The 15,189-nt window shown below is 60.2% G+C and carries 13 protein-coding genes and 1 pseudogene; 7 read left to right on the top strand and 7 right to left on the bottom strand.

The window, feature by feature from the left end; genetic code table 11:
- Together K309_RS38045 and K309_RS40755 are read left to right on the top strand one after the other, a co-directional pair.
- Positions 1 to 436 (top strand): transposase (locus K309_RS38045; protein WP_198030889.1); only part of this gene is annotated, 436 nt, incomplete at its 5' end.
- A gap of 287 nt (positions 437 to 723) precedes the next feature.
- Positions 724 to 991 (top strand): annotated as a pseudogene (locus tag K309_RS40755) (H-NS family nucleoid-associated regulatory protein).
- 145 nt (positions 992 to 1,136) lie between these two features.
- Here the strand turns inward: K309_RS40755 and K309_RS0131000 are convergent.
- The 4 genes from K309_RS0131000 to K309_RS43355 all read right to left on the bottom strand — a co-directional run bounded on the left by K309_RS0131000 (position 1,137) and on the right by K309_RS43355 (position 4,922).
- On the bottom strand, positions 1,137 to 2,570 hold the full coding sequence (locus K309_RS0131000) for an SMODS domain-containing nucleotidyltransferase (protein WP_029049941.1): 1,434 nt from the start codon (positions 2,568 to 2,570) through the stop codon (positions 1,137 to 1,139).
- Positions 2,567 to 3,493, bottom strand: a complete 927-nt coding sequence (locus tag K309_RS0130995) for an S-4TM family putative pore-forming effector (RefSeq protein ID WP_029049940.1) — start codon at positions 3,491 to 3,493, stop codon at positions 2,567 to 2,569. The genes K309_RS0131000 and K309_RS0130995 overlap by 4 nt, the downstream gene beginning before the upstream one ends.
- A 150-nt stretch (positions 3,494 to 3,643) precedes the next feature.
- Complete coding sequence (locus K309_RS44370; protein ID WP_084402626.1) at positions 3,644 to 4,054, bottom strand: type II CBASS E2 protein; 411 nt, start codon at positions 4,052 to 4,054, stop codon at positions 3,644 to 3,646.
- A 52-nt stretch (positions 4,055 to 4,106) separates the two neighbouring features.
- Positions 4,107 to 4,922: a hypothetical protein gene (locus tag K309_RS43355; protein ID WP_232232562.1), complete on the bottom strand. Its 816-nt coding sequence runs from the start codon at positions 4,920 to 4,922 to the stop codon at positions 4,107 to 4,109.
- Between the two features lie 633 nt (positions 4,923 to 5,555).
- Between K309_RS43355 and K309_RS0130985 the strand changes: the two genes are divergently transcribed.
- Positions 5,556 to 6,497: a helix-turn-helix transcriptional regulator gene (locus tag K309_RS0130985; RefSeq protein WP_029049939.1), complete on the top strand. Its 942-nt coding sequence runs from the start codon at positions 5,556 to 5,558 to the stop codon at positions 6,495 to 6,497.
- Positions 6,498 to 6,821: 324 nt separating this feature from the next.
- Here the strand turns inward: K309_RS0130985 and K309_RS0130980 are convergent, their stop codons facing one another.
- From K309_RS0130980 to K309_RS39405, 3 genes are all read right to left on the bottom strand, one after another.
- The gene (locus K309_RS0130980) at positions 6,822 to 7,691 is read right to left on the bottom strand and encodes a hypothetical protein (protein ID WP_232232561.1); all 870 of its coding nucleotides are present in this window, start codon (positions 7,689 to 7,691) and stop codon (positions 6,822 to 6,824) included.
- A gap of 453 nt (positions 7,692 to 8,144) precedes the next feature.
- Positions 8,145 to 10,217, bottom strand: a complete 2,073-nt coding sequence (locus tag K309_RS38035) for a site-specific integrase (protein WP_035878644.1) — start codon at positions 10,215 to 10,217, stop codon at positions 8,145 to 8,147.
- 60 nt (positions 10,218 to 10,277) lie between these two features.
- Positions 10,278 to 11,387, bottom strand: a complete 1,110-nt coding sequence (locus tag K309_RS39405) for an HNH endonuclease (protein WP_051320704.1) — start codon at positions 11,385 to 11,387, stop codon at positions 10,278 to 10,280.
- A 227-nt stretch (positions 11,388 to 11,614) separates the two neighbouring features.
- Between K309_RS39405 and K309_RS42120 the strand changes: the two genes are divergently transcribed.
- From K309_RS42120 to K309_RS0130955, 4 genes are all read left to right on the top strand, one after another.
- Positions 11,615 to 12,217 (top strand): hypothetical protein, encoded by a 603-nt coding sequence (locus K309_RS42120; RefSeq protein WP_156914506.1) that lies wholly within the window; start codon positions 11,615 to 11,617, stop codon positions 12,215 to 12,217.
- A complete protein-coding gene (locus K309_RS42115; protein WP_156914505.1) occupies positions 12,214 to 12,414 on the top strand; it encodes a hypothetical protein in 201 nt (66 codons plus the stop codon). The genes K309_RS42120 and K309_RS42115 overlap by 4 nt, the downstream gene beginning before the upstream one ends.
- A gap of 104 nt (positions 12,415 to 12,518) precedes the next feature.
- On the top strand, positions 12,519 to 14,804 hold the full coding sequence (locus K309_RS0130960; protein WP_084402625.1) for a KAP family P-loop NTPase fold protein: 2,286 nt from the start codon (positions 12,519 to 12,521) through the stop codon (positions 14,802 to 14,804).
- A 110-nt stretch (positions 14,805 to 14,914) separates the two neighbouring features.
- Positions 14,915 to 15,189, top strand: a 275-nt coding sequence (locus tag K309_RS0130955) for a transposase (protein WP_029049936.1), incomplete at its 3' end; no start/stop codon positions are given.

The raw sequence follows: 15,189 nt of genomic DNA, 5'->3' as shown, positions 1-15,189 counted from the left end.
GCCAATTGGCCAACCCCACTGCACGGTTCCCCAACCGCATTGCCGGCGTTCAGTTCTGGGGGCATTGGATTACGGTGCCAACCGGCTGATCCACCAGTCCAGCCAGGGCAGCATCAAGCGTACTTTCGTCATTGAGTTCCTGACACAGATTGCTCAAGATGCCACGCCTGGTCAGCCCACGGTCGTGGTGCTCGACAACGCGAAGATCCACCACGCCATCGAGCAGGAAGTCCTTGATCGCTGGCTGTTCGAGCACCGCATGATTCTCTTCCATCTCCCTCCTTACAGCCCCGAACTCAACCTGATCGAAATCGTCTGGAAACACGCCAAGTACCACTGGCGACGATTTGTCACTTGGACCAAGGAAACCATCGATGCGGAGATCGACAAGCTTCTCTCCGGCTATGGCTCAAAATTTGAAATCAGTTTCTCGTGAATACTTAGCTCGAGTGCGACAGCCAAAAACTCACCTGCTGGCCTAAAATCTTCGAAACGGGTCGGTTGCATGATGTGGTCCTCCAAAGCAAGACTCGAACCTTCACTTTAGGACCACTCTGCGAAGTTGCCGACCCGTCCTCATACATAGGATCTAGCAAACTCGGCAGGCCGGAAGTTCGGCGGCCACTGCGCAGGAAGCCCAAGGGGAAGAGCCGGGCGACGAGCCGGGGGCGGCGGCGCTGCCTAACAACCAGGACGAAGGCAACGACAGCAGTGATGGCAGCGATGACAGCAAAAGCTGAGCGGGCGGACGCGATCCGCTGGATCCAGGCGCAGATGGGCTACGGGCTCACTCTCGAAGAGCTCGACGCCGCGGGGTGCTTCGCGCCACCGCCGCCCCCACCGCCCCCGCCACCGGCCGCACCGCCGGCGCCGGTGGTCGGCTACCGCAACGCGGAAGGGCTCACCTGGGACGGGCAGGGCGAGATGCCCTCGTGGCTCAAGCGCGCGGTCAATGCCGGGGCAGAGCGTCGAGTTTTTCCGGGTTGGATAGGCCGGCCAATGCATTCGGCCCTCTGTCCAACGATGCGACGAGGGCTACACCCGCGCGCCTAGTCCACGCCGCACGTCCGGAGATCGATCGCAATCGCTTCGCGATAGGCACCGGCCTACTGGCAGGGTGCCCGCACCGAGGCATGCTACTCGATGACGACATAGAAAGGCTCCGACTGCCCGACTAGGCGATTGTCCCGTTTGCGAACCAAGAAGGCCTCAACGAAGTGAACGCCGCGATACGATAACTGCTCTGCACGGCTAGAACGATCATCAGATGGGTAGAAATCACCACGTAACACACCGGCTCGCGCAGCCACCTTATCGGTGTTCGTCACGCGCCATTCGACCTTGTAGTCGTCGCTGAACGGGATACCCATTGTGTTGGCTGCGGTGAACCTCACCCAGTTACCGGCCTGTAGAGGGTCCGCGGACCGAATCAGACGCAATACATTTCCGTGTTTCGCGGTTTGCAACTCGGCCGTGACTTTCACGGTGTATTGGTCGGCCCCCTTACGCCAGACGGGTCGGCGGACGTGCGGAAGCCTGCGCAATGTCATGGGCACCGCCGCGGCACCTAAGGCCTTGACCTTTTCGACCAGGTCACGAAAGTGGCCGCCTACGACGCTGGCACCATCGGCCGCCGATTCGCTGACCGCCTCGGCTGCACGCTTCGCTTCTCCAGCCCCGAAATACTCGCCGAAGACGCGCTGCCACTTGCCGATACTTTCATCGCGGTCTTCCTCCGCATAGGCGTCGTCAATCCAGCCGCGATACAGATTCACCTTGTCCCGAAAGTTCGAGTATTGGACTTGACCCCAGCCACTGGCTTGATCCTCACGTGGCAGTTTTGGGTTGGGGACAATTGGTACGTTCGGTCGAGCCTGTAGCCAGTTGTCTAGCCGGCCTACGAGCGTCTTGAGGGTCGTGGTCAGGTCCGCAAACTGTGCGCTTCCCCGATCGCTATCGTATACCTGCATGCCCATCAGCGTAGTGAGCAGGAATGAAGGGCAGGTGAAGTTCCCCTTGATGTCACGCATGTACTTCAACAAGCGGGTGACCTTTTTTAAGTCATTTCCGCCAGCCGTACCATTTTGTCCTTTGACCCAGTCGGTGTACTCCAATGGCGCCGACAGCTCGAACTGGTCCGTGCCGCGATTACAGACCTCGTATTGTCCGGCGTATAGCCGGTTCATCACGCACGGAGCGATGTCGATTTTTCGTTCACCGGCATACTCGATCGTGGCGCAATGTGAGAATCGACGCACCTTGCCTTCGTACGCCGGAAGCTTGCCGAGTTCTGTCGCGAGCCCGTTGACGTAGTCCTTGGGCGTCCAGCCCTCTTTAGCTTCTACGAAAACGAGCAAGTCTGCGTCGAACGGTTGCCCAGCCTGAGGCTTGATAATGGTCTCGTGGGCCCAAGACCCCTGCGGCGCAAAGGATACGATTTTTGGGCCCCATGCCAGCGCCCTGACTGCATTTTGGACGGCAACGATACTTCCTTCGAGCAAATTCAGCCGTGTGTCATTGAGGTTGACGTGGTCTTCAAGAAACGTCCTGAACAGATCGTGCAGCTTCATTGCATCGCTCCAGTTACCAGTTTTTGCCGTGCTTCGGCGACCAGCTTGCCGGTGGCGTGCCGCGTAGCGTCTTCGTTTCGGTTCCGAAGCCAGTTGTACAGCCAATCAAATACGAGGGGATTACTCGCGCGATGTCGGTAGATCGCGTCTTGCAACCCGCGCGAGCCGATAGTGAGTTCATCGAATGAGGCGCCGCTGAGCGCTTTCTCCCAACACTTCTCGATTTCGCCTTTTAGCGTGGTCAACGTTTCGATCGTGTCGCGTTGCTTGCGATGCTCCCGAAGAACGAATGCCGCGAATGGCAGCGCCGGTAGATACACGGTTAAGATGAGTTCGTTCAGACTTAGACCCTGGCGCAGGCCGGCCGAGGTCAAGATGACGATGAGTGAAATTGCTGCGCCAAGAAGGATGCTCGCGTACACATTGCGCACGCGCAAGTCGTAAGCGATGTTGGTGCGCTGGCAGATCAGTCGCCCCACCGGCAAGGGCAGGCCGGCAATGGCGGGCTCGTACCAATTGAGAAGGCGCTTTTGTTCTGCTGCAGGCAGTGGGCTCGATGTCAGCGCCCGAACGTCTTCGGCATCGACCTTTCCACCCGCGACCAGTCGATTCCAATCCAGCTTCAGCACTTCGGTGTCAAATTGCTCCTGCACCTTTGCGCCTCGTTTGCAGTCCTCCCGCTGCATGCGCGAGATGATTCCCACCTCCAGCAGCAATACCACGATAGATCCGAGACCGAGAAAGGGTCGAATATCCGGGAAGCTGGCGCCAAACAGGACGCCAATGGCCGGCAGCAAGAGAGCGCACGCAGCGAACGAATTCTGATACAGCTTTGCGCGGGCATAGAAATGCCGCTGCGCACGCAGCAGTTCAAGCCTTTCCGGCCTGTTTTGTTCGATGTCAATCCGATGTTCGAGGGTCATGGTGTCTAGTCACGGTTTTCTGGCTTGCAACAGTGGCTGTTTCGGCGCTAAAGAGGTCGGCCGCCGTGCGTGGCCCGCAGGTGATTGTTCTTGATGGTCAGAGGGCCGCTTCTTTGAGCTGTGTCATGCGCCGACGCTCGCCAGTCTTCATCAGGCTCTCCACCGGCGTTTTCGTGATGAAGGGTGATTGCCGCCGCCATTCCAAATGCCTGTGGCAAGCCAGTCCTCGAAGTACCACAACCATTGGGCCGTCCAGGCAATGTACGTTTCAGACAGTGGCATCTGCGGCGACCACTCTCGCTTCTTGGGGCGCCACAGGCAGAGGTGCGTTCCCGGTCCGGGCCCGGGATAGATGTGGGGTATTTTTGCGGCGCCCGCCAAACCGGTTAGATCCGGTCTCAGTACGTACATCTCGGGTGGGATTGCCCCCGGCTTGATGCGCAATTCGCATTCGTAGGTCCGACCGAATTCGCTTGGTGCCAGACGGAAGCTGTAATGCAATGCTCGCCCCGAGAAAAACGTCAGGCTTGCCCCCTCGAGCTGGAGGCCGCGGAGTTCCATTGCCCGTTCGGCAAGCGAGGGAATCGAAACGGCCGGATGCGTGCGCACGAAGCTAGCCCCCGAAAAAAGTGTGCGGACGCGCTGCGACGCTGACAGGCGTGGCGCCTGCAGACGCCAGCAGGATCGTCCGGCCGGCCTCTCGGCTACGCTCCTGACGTCCACTCTCCATTTGCTGGACGGCATGGAAGCCACGGGGTCCGAACGCGGTCTGAACGGCTTCGAGCAGCACGTCCATGCCTTGACGGTATTCAATTGCATCAAGGATGCGCTTGAGGTCGTCCAAGAGGCGGCGGTGCCAGGAGCGGAATGCAGCTTGCCGGGCGGGCGAATTCATGCTGGCAGCGAGGTTGTCAGACGGCGCCGAGGGATTGGGCAAGCGCCATTCCTCGGATCCGTCCGGTAACCTCCGGCGTTCGAACTGCAACGGCATGCGCTCCACAATGTCGAGAAGCAGTTCTAGGGGACTGGCGTGGGGCAGAGGTGCCTCGACAGCGTAGGCCATGGCCGCTAGCGTCGTGAGAAAGACAGATGTCGGTGCCAGATCCTGGGCTGTCACGCTGCCAAACGTGACATTGCGGTGAAGCTTCAAAAGCTGGACCAGCCGGCACAGCAGTCTGTCGAAAACTTCTTGTACGTCGGGCAAGGGCGCAACATCGGCGCGTTTGGCCGAATCCATCGCCTCAACGGCGATTTCAGTCGTCGAAAAGTTTGGAGAAATGGCCGCCGCAAGATCAAAGTGCTTGGCGTACCCGCGTGGATTCGTCGAGCCGAAAAGACGCAGTTCGCGGTCGGGAATCAGGCCGTGCGAATTCGCGAAGGGGCCGGACAGCAGCGGGGCGTCGATGACCGGCGCAATGTCAGCACACATGCCTTCCGCGTACTCAAGCGTGGCACATCGTTCCCAGCGGCGCAATCGCAAGCCATGTGTGCTCGCATATCGCGAGAGGGCCGCGTGCAGGTGGTCAAGCAGAAGGGCAGGCCCCTGATCGCCTGCATACTTGTGCCGCGCCTCTGGCGCAAGCCGCGCGATCAGATCGATATCGAAGCCTTCGCGGGAGCCATCCTCGGCCGCACGATCGTGCCTAGTCGGCGCGAGCCATGTGAGTGGATCTGTAACAGTAGGCCGCGGAACTCCGGACATTCCGCGAGGAAATCCCCGGTACTATTGTAGGAGCGCTCGAGCGCCCCCAGTTGGGTGGGGGTGGGCTCGTGTGCCCGAGCAATGGCATCGACCAAATGAAAGAAGCGTGCCGCAGAGCGCGTTGAGGCGCGGCGCGGGGGCTGGAAGGTAACGGGTTCTCGGATCATGGTAGTTCCCTCGTGGGTGACGTATTAGACTCAGACTCTTCCATGAGTCGGTCCGCCTATCTGACGGGAACTGAACCGGGCTGGGTATCAAAGCCGCCGCAAACTCAATGGCGATTATCATACATGATCATTGTGATCATGTGAAGCGATGCACTTCGTCACTTTGCCTCGCGCTATCACGTATCATGGGGGCATGCATACCTCTGCCCCTGTACGGGACCAGGCTTTCCTGGACCGGTTACCTCAAGCCCAGCGCGAGCGGCTTGCCTACATTGACTTCAGACTGTACTTCCTCGGAGAACTTCGACGTGCAGACGTCGCAGACCGATTCGGCACAGGGCCTGCGGCGGCCACGCGCGACATCGCCCAATATCGGGACCTGGCACCTAACCACCTCGAACTCGACAATTCCGACAAGGTCTACCGCCCGACCGAACAGTTCGTACCGATGTTCGACCATGCACCTCAGCGGGTCCTGACTGCGCTCTCTCGTGGGTTCGGTGAGGGTCTTGGTGAAGAACTGAGGCCGATGGTGCGCTGTGAGTTTCCCGTTGCGCTGGCCGTGCCCGAGATGTCGATACTTGCCCCAGTTACGCGTGCCATCCATCGCGGAAAAGCCTTGCATCTGGCCTATACGTCCGTGGAAAGCGGGCGTACCGAGCGGGAAATCGTGCCTATCGCGCTTGTGAATAATGGCAGTCGCTGGCACGTTCGGGCTTACGACCGGCGACGCAATGGATTCCGCGATTTTGTCCTGACCCGGATGGAGAATCCCGTCGAGTTGCAGGACAGTCCTGTCTTGGCTAAGGAAAGGGTCGACCAGGACGTTCAGTGGAATCGCATCATTGAACTGGAGTTGGTGCCCCATCCCAAACACCCAAGGCCCGAGCTCGTGATGATGGACTATGGCATGCATGACGGCGTTCTTCGCGTCAGGGTGCGCGCGGCGAATGCGGGATACATGCTGCGTCGGTGGACGATCGATTGCTCGCCCGACCATAGCTTGGAGGGCCTTGAGTATGCGTTATGGCTGACGGATCCGCTGGCGCTCTACGGCGCAAGTAATGCGCATTTGGCGCCTGGCTATGTGGATCCCAAGGGCGCTGGTAAAACTAAGCCTATCACGGCCATGTAGCCGTGCTGTCGTTGTGCGCGCATCCGGTAGGGAGGCGCGTATTGGAACGACGGTGCGACCCAAATGGTGAACCGCTGCGCTTGTCCGGTAAAATCCAGGGGAGCGGCGCACGCCTCAGCGACCACGTCTTGACGACGATGAAAACGGGCTGCGACAAAGCCGACATACTGGCCACGCGCCAACCTCGCCCTGACAACAAGGGAGGTGCCTGGCCGCGGAAGGGTCGTGCGGCGAAGCCGTCGCAGTCACCTTGATGCCGATCTTCGTATTGCGATCTCCGGGAAGAGTCCGTACCCGCTTGGGTGGGCTGGCGCGCGTGCCTTGTTAAATTTTGAGCGACTGCTTGATCGCGTCCCATTCCCTGGATAGGGTGGGATTGAGTTTTTCAAATAACTTCGACGAAAGCGTCACGGCTGCGTTGGCCTTTCCGGTTTCGTATGCCGTGACGGCTTCCATGGCCATGGCATTGAATGTCTGTCCGGTGGCCCCAGACTGGAAGAGCTTGAACACATCGTCATACACCTTTTCGCAGCGACTTCTGAGCCATTCGATTCGAAGCCACTTGGCCAGGATCTGCTCGCTGAACACTGCCTGCGACGCAGCCACCACGACACCCAGATCGGTGCGCCGAGTCAGCACGCACGCGACCCACAGCGTGGCGTAGATCCCCACCCTGACGCGCTCAATCCGCGTCATTCGCAAGGCAATCGATTTGGTGAAGTGGCTATTTTCAAGCACTTGCGCTGTCATGCGTCTGGCCGGGGCCGATTGATCGTTGTTGTAGTACCCCTGGGTCTGCTCATGCGTCAGGCTAACGCCCCACGCGCTGCCGAAAAAATCTTGCCGACGCTTATCTTCTGCGCGCGGCGTAAGGTACAGGCGGGATGCAATGCCAATGACGAACAGCGCCAGTGTGGTCAACGCAAACGCAATCAGTACGACGTCATACAGTCGCGGATGGGTGTTCTGATCCACGAACAGCGTGGCAACAGAAAGGACGGCACCAAAGTAGAACAGGTAGTCAGACGCCGTATCCGCGCGTTCGACCGCGCTATAGTAATTTTTGCGTATAGGGTCGATGCGGGGCATACCCGATAGAATAATCTGGAAAGCGGAAAGTGGTTTGCAGAAGTCGGCGCAGCCGAGACCATTATCGGCAGCCCCAAGGATCTTACCAGAGAGACAGGGTTCCATCGCTCGTGACTGTCCGCAGTCAGATAGAGCAATCGCCAAGCGTTCTTGGAGACATTCGCGAGCCGGCGCCGGCGAATCATCTTCCGCCCACCAGTGCTGTGGCTGGCACTGGCGCACTGCGCTCAATGAGGGTCATCGTGCTTTCCCTGCAATTTCTGGCGGTTTACACCGAAAATGGCTTATCTATCAGTAAGTTAGGAATGCCCTGACGGCGTGTCATTCGTTGCACTGAGAAGCCTTACTACGGGCGGGTCTGCGGTCTACTACTGCCATATTTTCTGGATCGCTTTTGGATGCCATCCGCAGCGAAGTTGGGGAAGGTGGGGAGGCCTGGGGCAACATGGCTCGCCTAACTGGTCTTGGCACTCCCTCGGACAAAAAAGGCTAGAGCTTCCGCTTTTCTTGGAGTGTGCACACCATCGCCGGCGCGGCGGTGGTGTGCGATGCCACGCGTCATGCTTTACCCTGGAAGAACCGCTTCATCGCCGCCATTCGGCGTGCGTCCTCGGTGGTGACGTAACGGGTGGTGGTATTGAGGGACGCATGTCCAGCGTTCTGCTTGACCGCCTCAAGTGGCGTGCCGGCGGCGAGCGCGTGCGAGATGTGACTATGGCGCATCCAATGCGTACTGGCCGAGCTCAGCCGACCGGCGCCGCGCGGGTCGAGCGGCGCGAACTCGACCGCACAGGCCTGGAAGAAGCGCTTGATCTGGCGGTATAGGGTCGCCGCTGCCAGCCCGGCCTCGGCGCCGGCGGTGTCGCGCTTGGCCCAGGGCGCTCGCTCGACCTGATCGGTGGCGTGGCCCAGCAGCGCGACCCCCCGGCTGGCAACGGGATCCGCCGAAAATCCGCGGGCCTCGAGGTAGCGGCCCAGCGCCACAATGCTGGCGTCCGGCACCGGCACGCGCCGCAGCTTGTTACCCTTTCCAAGCACCGTCAGCCACCAGCCTTCCTCCCGCTCGCTGGTACCGAGCCGGGCAAGACTCACCCACTCCAGGTCATCGGTGGTGACTGCGACCACTTCGGACAGGCGCAGCCCTGTCGCGTAGAGCAGCGGCAGCGCGACCTGCAGCCGCTGGTTGATGGAGGAGGGCGGCAGCCGGTCGAGGCAGCCGCAGACGAAAGCCCACTGGTCCTCGGTTAAGCTGCGCCCCACGTCCAAGTCGGGCTTCGCGCGCCGGGGCACGTGGATGCCCTGCCACGGGTTGCCGGCCAGGTAATTCTTGACGTTCAAGTAACTATACAGGTTGGCCAGCACGCTGATGGCGTAGCTCTGCGCGCGCGGGTTAAGTGGCCCCTCGAACGGGCGCCACAGCGGTGACCATCGCTCGCGCGAGCGCGGCGCGCTCCAGTCCGCTGGCGGTGCGGCGAGGAAATCCCAGTACGCCAGGCAGTCATCGGTGTCCATCGAGGACAAAGGCTTGCGCCGCGCCAGCAAGGCCCAGAGCAGGAAGCGCTCAGCCTCCTTGCGATAGGCGCGCTGGGTGTTGGACAGGTAGTTAAGCCAGTCGAGGGGCCCGGGCATGGTGGCCACATCCTTGCGGCGCTCACGCAGTCGCAGGACCTGCTCGGGCGACAGGCCTGGCTTGGTGCGCAACCACGACAGCACCGCCTCATAGTCGTTGTGGGCACTGATCAGGCAGCGCCCCTGCGGCAGGCGGTAGCGGCCATCCCGACCATCCAGCTCGGCCGGCATCACCAGCTTGTCGAGCGGCACCAGCGCGGCTTCGGTCGTGCCACGCGGGACAACGCGGGCCAGGTCGTGCGCGTAGCGCTGGCGCCGCGGCACGGCAACGTGGCCACCGATCGTGCGGCCTAGCGACTCGGCGTGGGTCTTCAGGAAGGCCTCGACCACGCGCGCTTTGCCGGCACCGATCGCCGTAATGCCGCGTGACCAGCCGGTGCCGAGGCCGTTGATGCGGTCAACGAGATCAGCCAGCGTGCCGACGCCGGCGGCCTTCAGGCGGGCGGCGAGCGGCTCGGCCAGCCATGCGCGGCAGGCGTCGCCAGCCAATACGGGTTGGACGTACTTCTCCTCCAGCCAGTCGATGGCCTCGAGCTGGCGGCGCATCATCGCGGCGCGTTTGGATTCCCGCTTGATGGCATCGCCATAGTGCTCCTGGTACGCGGCGAGCTGCTCGGACTCGCTTAAGCCATCCAGGCCAGCCTCGGCGGCAAACTCCTCCAGCGACGGCAGCCCAAGGCCGGGCCGACCGATATGACGGAAGCCCTTCATATCCAGCCGCAGGCGCCGCGCCATGCCAGGTCGCTGGGCACGGCTGGCAGCCGCAGACAACTCGTCGCGCAGCCATGCCGTGACCCGGCGCACCTTCGGATGCAAGGCGAAGGCCCGCGCGGCCGGATCCTCACCATCCGTTCCACCATCGTCGGCGGCAGGCGGCAGGCGGGCCACGAGTTCGGCGTCAGCCTCGATCTCGCCCTCTTCGGCCAAGTAACGTTCCCACGTTGGGCGGCCGTGCCAGCCCTGGATGATGGCGCGCAGGAAGCCGAAGTGGCCGCGATGCAGCGCCCGCGGAGCTTGGGGACGAGTACGCTGTCGGCGACTGGTGCCGTGTGCGGACTGGTGTCATGCATTGGCGCACCGATTCTTCCGGCCATGGAGCTCGAGGAATTTGCGGCGATGGCGCTCGAGGAACGCCAGGCGCTTGGTGGTCAAGTGGAGTTTGCCGTCGGAGCGCAGGCGCATCGTCGGGTCCAGGCCCAGCTTTCGCTGTTCGTCCAGAGGAATAGGGCCGACCAGTAGCTTGCCGTCGGGGGCAAAGCTGATTAGCCACGTGTCGAACAGACAGTCGAGCGTCGCCACCAGGAGCAGCCCATTGTGCGGATCCAGGCGGGTTGTGTTGTCGCTGCCCTTCCACGGGACGATATGACTGGCGCGCAGCGCCTCGCGCTGGATGACTCCAGTCACCGCGCATGCCGCACCCCAATGCTCTTCCAGTTCGCGCCGATAGCGGCCCTGCCCCAGGCGCGCGTCGACCAGTTGCTTGCGGGTTGTCTCGCTGACCTGGCTTTTCTCGATTTCCTGCAGATCGTCGAGGATTGCGCGCGCCCGGCCTCCATCGGAGTCCGGCGCTTCGCCCTTCGTCAAGATCTCGATCCCCGGGAGGAGTTGAAGATGCGCGTCGGTACGGCTGGCTGGCCCTCCCTTCGTCCAATTCTCGTGCCAACCGAGTCCAAGGCTGTGCCAGGCGAGCAGACACATCGCCTTAACCGGATATGGGCCATTGCCTTCGACCCAGAGGTCGACCGTCCGACCCACCCGACGATCGCGAAACTCGGGAGCTCGCTCCAGCAATACAGCGGCCTCCCTCAGCGCAGCAACGGTGATCAGCTCGGGCGTAGGTGTGTCGGGTGCGCCCCCGGCTGCGGAGATCGGTGGAATCCCGCGGGGCAGGACGTCGAAGCCCAAATCACGGACCCGGTCATGCTCACGCTGATTTCCTAGAAGCCGCCCTCGCGTCCTTCGCACCACCCCTCCAGTCAGCTTCATTGCAGCGCGGTAGAGCATCCAAAACGAGTACGGCCTCTTACCGATCCAAACATCGTAGGTGTCCGGCGTACCGGCGGCCTGACGTCTTGCGCACTCTGCTGCCGCAGCGAGGATGGTTTCACGCTTGAGCTCCCGGAGCGCAACAGCATGGGCGCGAGGTCGGGCGAGTTTGGGTGTCTTGGTCATAAGAGACGGCACCGGCGTATCCTCGCCAATCCAATGCTGGCGCGGCCTTGGCGCGAATTCGTCACATTCTAGCGGGAAGTGCAGTCGGATAGGTAAGGTATGCGTACCTTATTTTCACAGTACATGATAAGTACGGTTATCATGCAGTGGGAAATGTTGCGGTTTCCCGCGAAAGTGGCGCTTGAGCCATGATATGATCTAGCCTGACCTTAGATTTCTCTCTCCCGATGACCGTCGATCAAGGAATGGCTCAGGCGGAAGCCAAATACCGGCGTTTGCGACATGCGGTGAACCTGTCTGCCGGTGCCGCCGTCGCGACGGAGTTCGGTTTCGATATTGAGTTTCGTCCCATATCAGACGCGGACGCCGTTGCAGCCGACAAATGGACCTACCGTGTACGACGGCAACAACAGTCTTGGACGCCAGGCTGGAGTTGGGCGGTCGAACTGAAGAAGGAACGGCGCCGTCCTCGTCGTATCGAGGCTGCGGTGGTCTACTTGGAGGCGAGACCTCCCGTCTTGGCTGGGCTGATCCTGGGACGAATCAGCAGGAACAGGGTGGTGGCGTCGATCCACTTTCTCAGCAAGAATCCCACGGTTGGTATCAGCTTCGCGGCGATTGCCACTCGTTACCTCGAATTCTGTGCAGCCGCTTTCGGATGCACATACGCGTCAGTGCAAAATCCGATTCCTCAATTGGTGCAACACTATAGGAAACTTGGCTTTCGTCACGTTGTCCGAAAAAAAGGTAAAATTGCAAGGTTGGAAGCCAACTTACAAGCCGATATTGAGCGCGCTCGGAGGCTGGCGGAACAAAGGAGAGTGACGTGAAAGTCGCAAAGCGTAATGTACCGGCTCGAGTGTTTGTATCCACCGCTTCGACCGACATCGAAGAGGTGCGGGCACGCTTGGAAGCCTTTGCTGAGGTGACGCGTCCTGCCGCCACGGCCCGGGCCAAATTGGTCGAGCCGCGCCACGTCGGTACCGTTCTGGCTGGCCCGCGCCGTCGGGTGGTCGCGCTAGGCTGATCGCCTCTTCTCAGTACTGAAGCCTCCCAATGTTGGGGGGTTTTTTTTTGGCCGTTCGACGTCTACTCGTCGGGCCATGACCTCTGCCCAGAGAAAGCCAAAGCATGGATCACGCGAGCCGTGGAGGGGAGGGGCATGATGCTCCGATAAAAAATCGAGAGGACGATTTGTTGGGTGGATATCGTGTCGCCCATGCCATGCATCGCGTTCTCGCCACGGCGCCATCGTCCTGGTCGACAAGACTGGCACTCTACGGCGCCTGGGGTAGCGGAAAGACAAGTATTCTCAACTTGCTAAAGGAGATCGAGGAGCAGGATGGAACCTGCGTGTTGAACTTCTCAGCGTGGTCTGCTGGCAACCACGTCATCGCAAGCCTCTACGAGGCATTTGCGAGCAAGCTCAAGGAAGAAGGTTATAGTCCGCCTCTGCGGCAGCGCGCCAAGAAGGCTATCCGATGGGTGAAACGGCCCTTCGGTTTTCTGTGGCCAGGCATGAAGACTGCAGCAGTCGAATTCACGCCAGTCCCGTCGGTCATTACGAAAACGGCCGCCGACGCGCTAGGCCGGATGGCAAGTGCCGCCACGTCCTGGGCCAAGCCCGATCGCTCGGATGTGGATGCCGTTCGACAACTTTTGGTTCGGCGCCGCGTTGTGGTTTTCATCGATGACCTCGATCGAGCCGACCCAAAGATTATTCCCAAAACACTGCTGGCACTGCGCGAGATTCTGGATTGGCCGGGTATAGCCTTTGTTGTGGCAATGGATCGCCGTGCGATAGCGACAGCGTTAGGCGATTACTCCAACGCCTTCGGCGAGGACGCGCAAGGTTTCCTGGATAAGGTAGTTGATGTTCCTTTTTTTGTACCGGAACCCGACGATCGGACCCGCAAGCGTTTCGCATCCTCTGTGATGCGTGAATGCTGCGACAGCTTGCCTTCGGCCGTGCTGGACTCGATCGCAACCGTGCTGCCGCGGCAACCGCGGCGCGTCAAATTGGTTGCCAGAATGCTCGGTGCCCTTCAGCCTGCTTTAAGCCGGCATACGGCCGAGGAGATCGACTGGCTTGGATTGCTGCTGTATCTGTTGGTCAAAGAAGGAAGCACCCGCTTGTCTGACTGGCTCGTAGCAACATGCTCGGTCGACGAGCGGGAGGATTGGCTCCTGTGGCTGGGTGATAAGGACCAGCGGCAGGAACGAGAGGACGCCACACGCCAGACAATCATCGACATGCTTGATGGCATGTCGTTACCAGACCAGGAACGAATCGTAAGGGCGACTTTCCAGCTGCTAGAGCATTGGCAATTTACGCCATCAGATCAAGTGGCATACTGGTCGGGCTTGGTATATCAAGAGCCGGCTATCACCCTGCAAGAGTTTGTGCAATTTCGCGCTGCGTACGCTGGTACGGGAGACACGGCATTCCTCGAATCGTTGGTAATGCGAGGAGCGACCGCGGCAGGAGTCTCAGAAACTGAAGCAGCGGCTGCCGTCATGAAAACGGCGTTGACTTCATACGAACGAGCAATTGCCACGGTAGCCGATGCGGCTACGTCAATCGAGTTTACGCGTGCGATCGAGGTAGCCCGCCTATCTCTGAGCACGTTGGAACATTTGTGGCGCGAAAAAGGGGCGGCGATCTGTGCAGCGAGGTCCGAACTCATTGCAGTGTCGGAACTGTTCGGAATTGTTCGGAAGTGGATTGGTTGGAATAGGACGAGCGAAGAGGCTGCTCTTCGTCAACGGGAAAAAGCTTTGGCCGCTTGCGCCGTTTCAGCCTGTCAGGATCCGTGGGGACTGTTTGCAGCCACTGATCCGTTCTGGAATCGCGATCGCGGCGCAGATGCCGAGGATGATCGATTGGTGACGGAGTGGCGGACGGTAGTTCGTCAACTGCTGATCCCGGCCATTGCGGCGCGGTTTACTGATTCATTCAGAATCCCAGAGGGGCTGGCCGCATTTGCCAGTGGCGATGACGACCTTGGCGCTTGGCTTGTTGAGCGCAAGGATTCACCCCTGTACAACGATAAAGTATTTACCAACAGCTTTTTGACGGGCCTTAGATCCGTCGCCAACGAGCCCGACGACACCAAGGCAGTAGTGGCACGGAACTGCCTGCTTTTCCTTCGGCAAGTGTTGCGACAAACCAGACAGTCCATGTGGGGTGGCATTGAGGAAGCCAAGGAGGCATGTCTTCAGCGTCCTGAGCTTATAGCAGCTGCATGGGCCGCCGTGGTGTCAGTGCCAGTCCCACATCGGATGCGGGCATCCATCCGTAAGGTTCGTGCGAATCTTGAAGCACTCGGAATATCGCCCGCGCATTTGGTTGAACCCGGCTGGCTGACCGAGCACAGTCAGCCAGATAGCAAATTATCGGAAGATCCACAGCAATGAGTCAAACCGTGTCAATGAACCGTAAGCGACCGAGAAACAGCGTCCTAGTTTTATAGGGTGTGAATCGCCCCGGGTTTTGAGGAGGCTCCAAGTCTTGAGAGAATGGAGCCATGAACAAGCAGAACAAGCATTCCCCCGAAGTCCAAGAGCGGGCTGTTCGCCTGGTGCGAGAACAGCTCGGCGAGCATCCGTCGCTATGGGCGGCGGTCCAGGCCATTGCCCCAAAGATTGGGTGCTCGGCCCATACATTGTTGAAATGGGTCAAGCGTGACCAAATTGATAGCGGTGAACGCGACGGCGTAACGACGTCAGAACGAGAACGCGTCAAGGCGCTGGAGCGTGAAGTCAAGGAATTACGTCGAGCCAACGAGATCCTGAAGCTGGC

Origin of the sequence: Cupriavidus phytohabitans (assembly GCF_000426345.1) — a bacterium.
In the GTDB taxonomy this organism is placed as follows: Bacteria; Pseudomonadota; Gammaproteobacteria; order Burkholderiales; family Burkholderiaceae; genus Cupriavidus.
The sequence above is the reverse complement of the archived record's forward strand: the minus strand, read 5'-3'. Positions and strand labels throughout refer to the sequence as shown.

Coding starts and splice junctions, on each gene's coding strand:
- K309_RS43355 (WP_232232562.1), bottom strand. CDS start 4,922: ATGTGTGCTGACATTGCGCCGGTCATCGACGCCCCGCTGCTGTCCGGC.
- K309_RS39405 (WP_051320704.1), bottom strand. CDS start 11,387: ATGACCAAGACACCCAAACTCGCCCGACCTCGCGCCCATGCTGTTGCG.
- K309_RS0130995 (WP_029049940.1), bottom strand. CDS start 3,493: ATGACCCTCGAACATCGGATTGACATCGAACAAAACAGGCCGGAAAGG.
- K309_RS0131000 (WP_029049941.1), bottom strand. CDS start 2,570: ATGAAGCTGCACGATCTGTTCAGGACGTTTCTTGAAGACCACGTCAAC.
- K309_RS0130960 (WP_084402625.1), top strand. CDS start 12,519: ATGGATCACGCGAGCCGTGGAGGGGAGGGGCATGATGCTCCGATAAAA.
- K309_RS0130985 (WP_029049939.1), top strand. CDS start 5,556: ATGCATACCTCTGCCCCTGTACGGGACCAGGCTTTCCTGGACCGGTTA.
- K309_RS44370 (WP_084402626.1), bottom strand. CDS start 4,054: ATGGAACTCCGCGGCCTCCAGCTCGAGGGGGCAAGCCTGACGTTTTTC.
- K309_RS42120 (WP_156914506.1), top strand. CDS start 11,615: ATGACCGTCGATCAAGGAATGGCTCAGGCGGAAGCCAAATACCGGCGT.
- K309_RS0130980 (WP_232232561.1), bottom strand. CDS start 7,691: ATGGAACCCTGTCTCTCTGGTAAGATCCTTGGGGCTGCCGATAATGGT.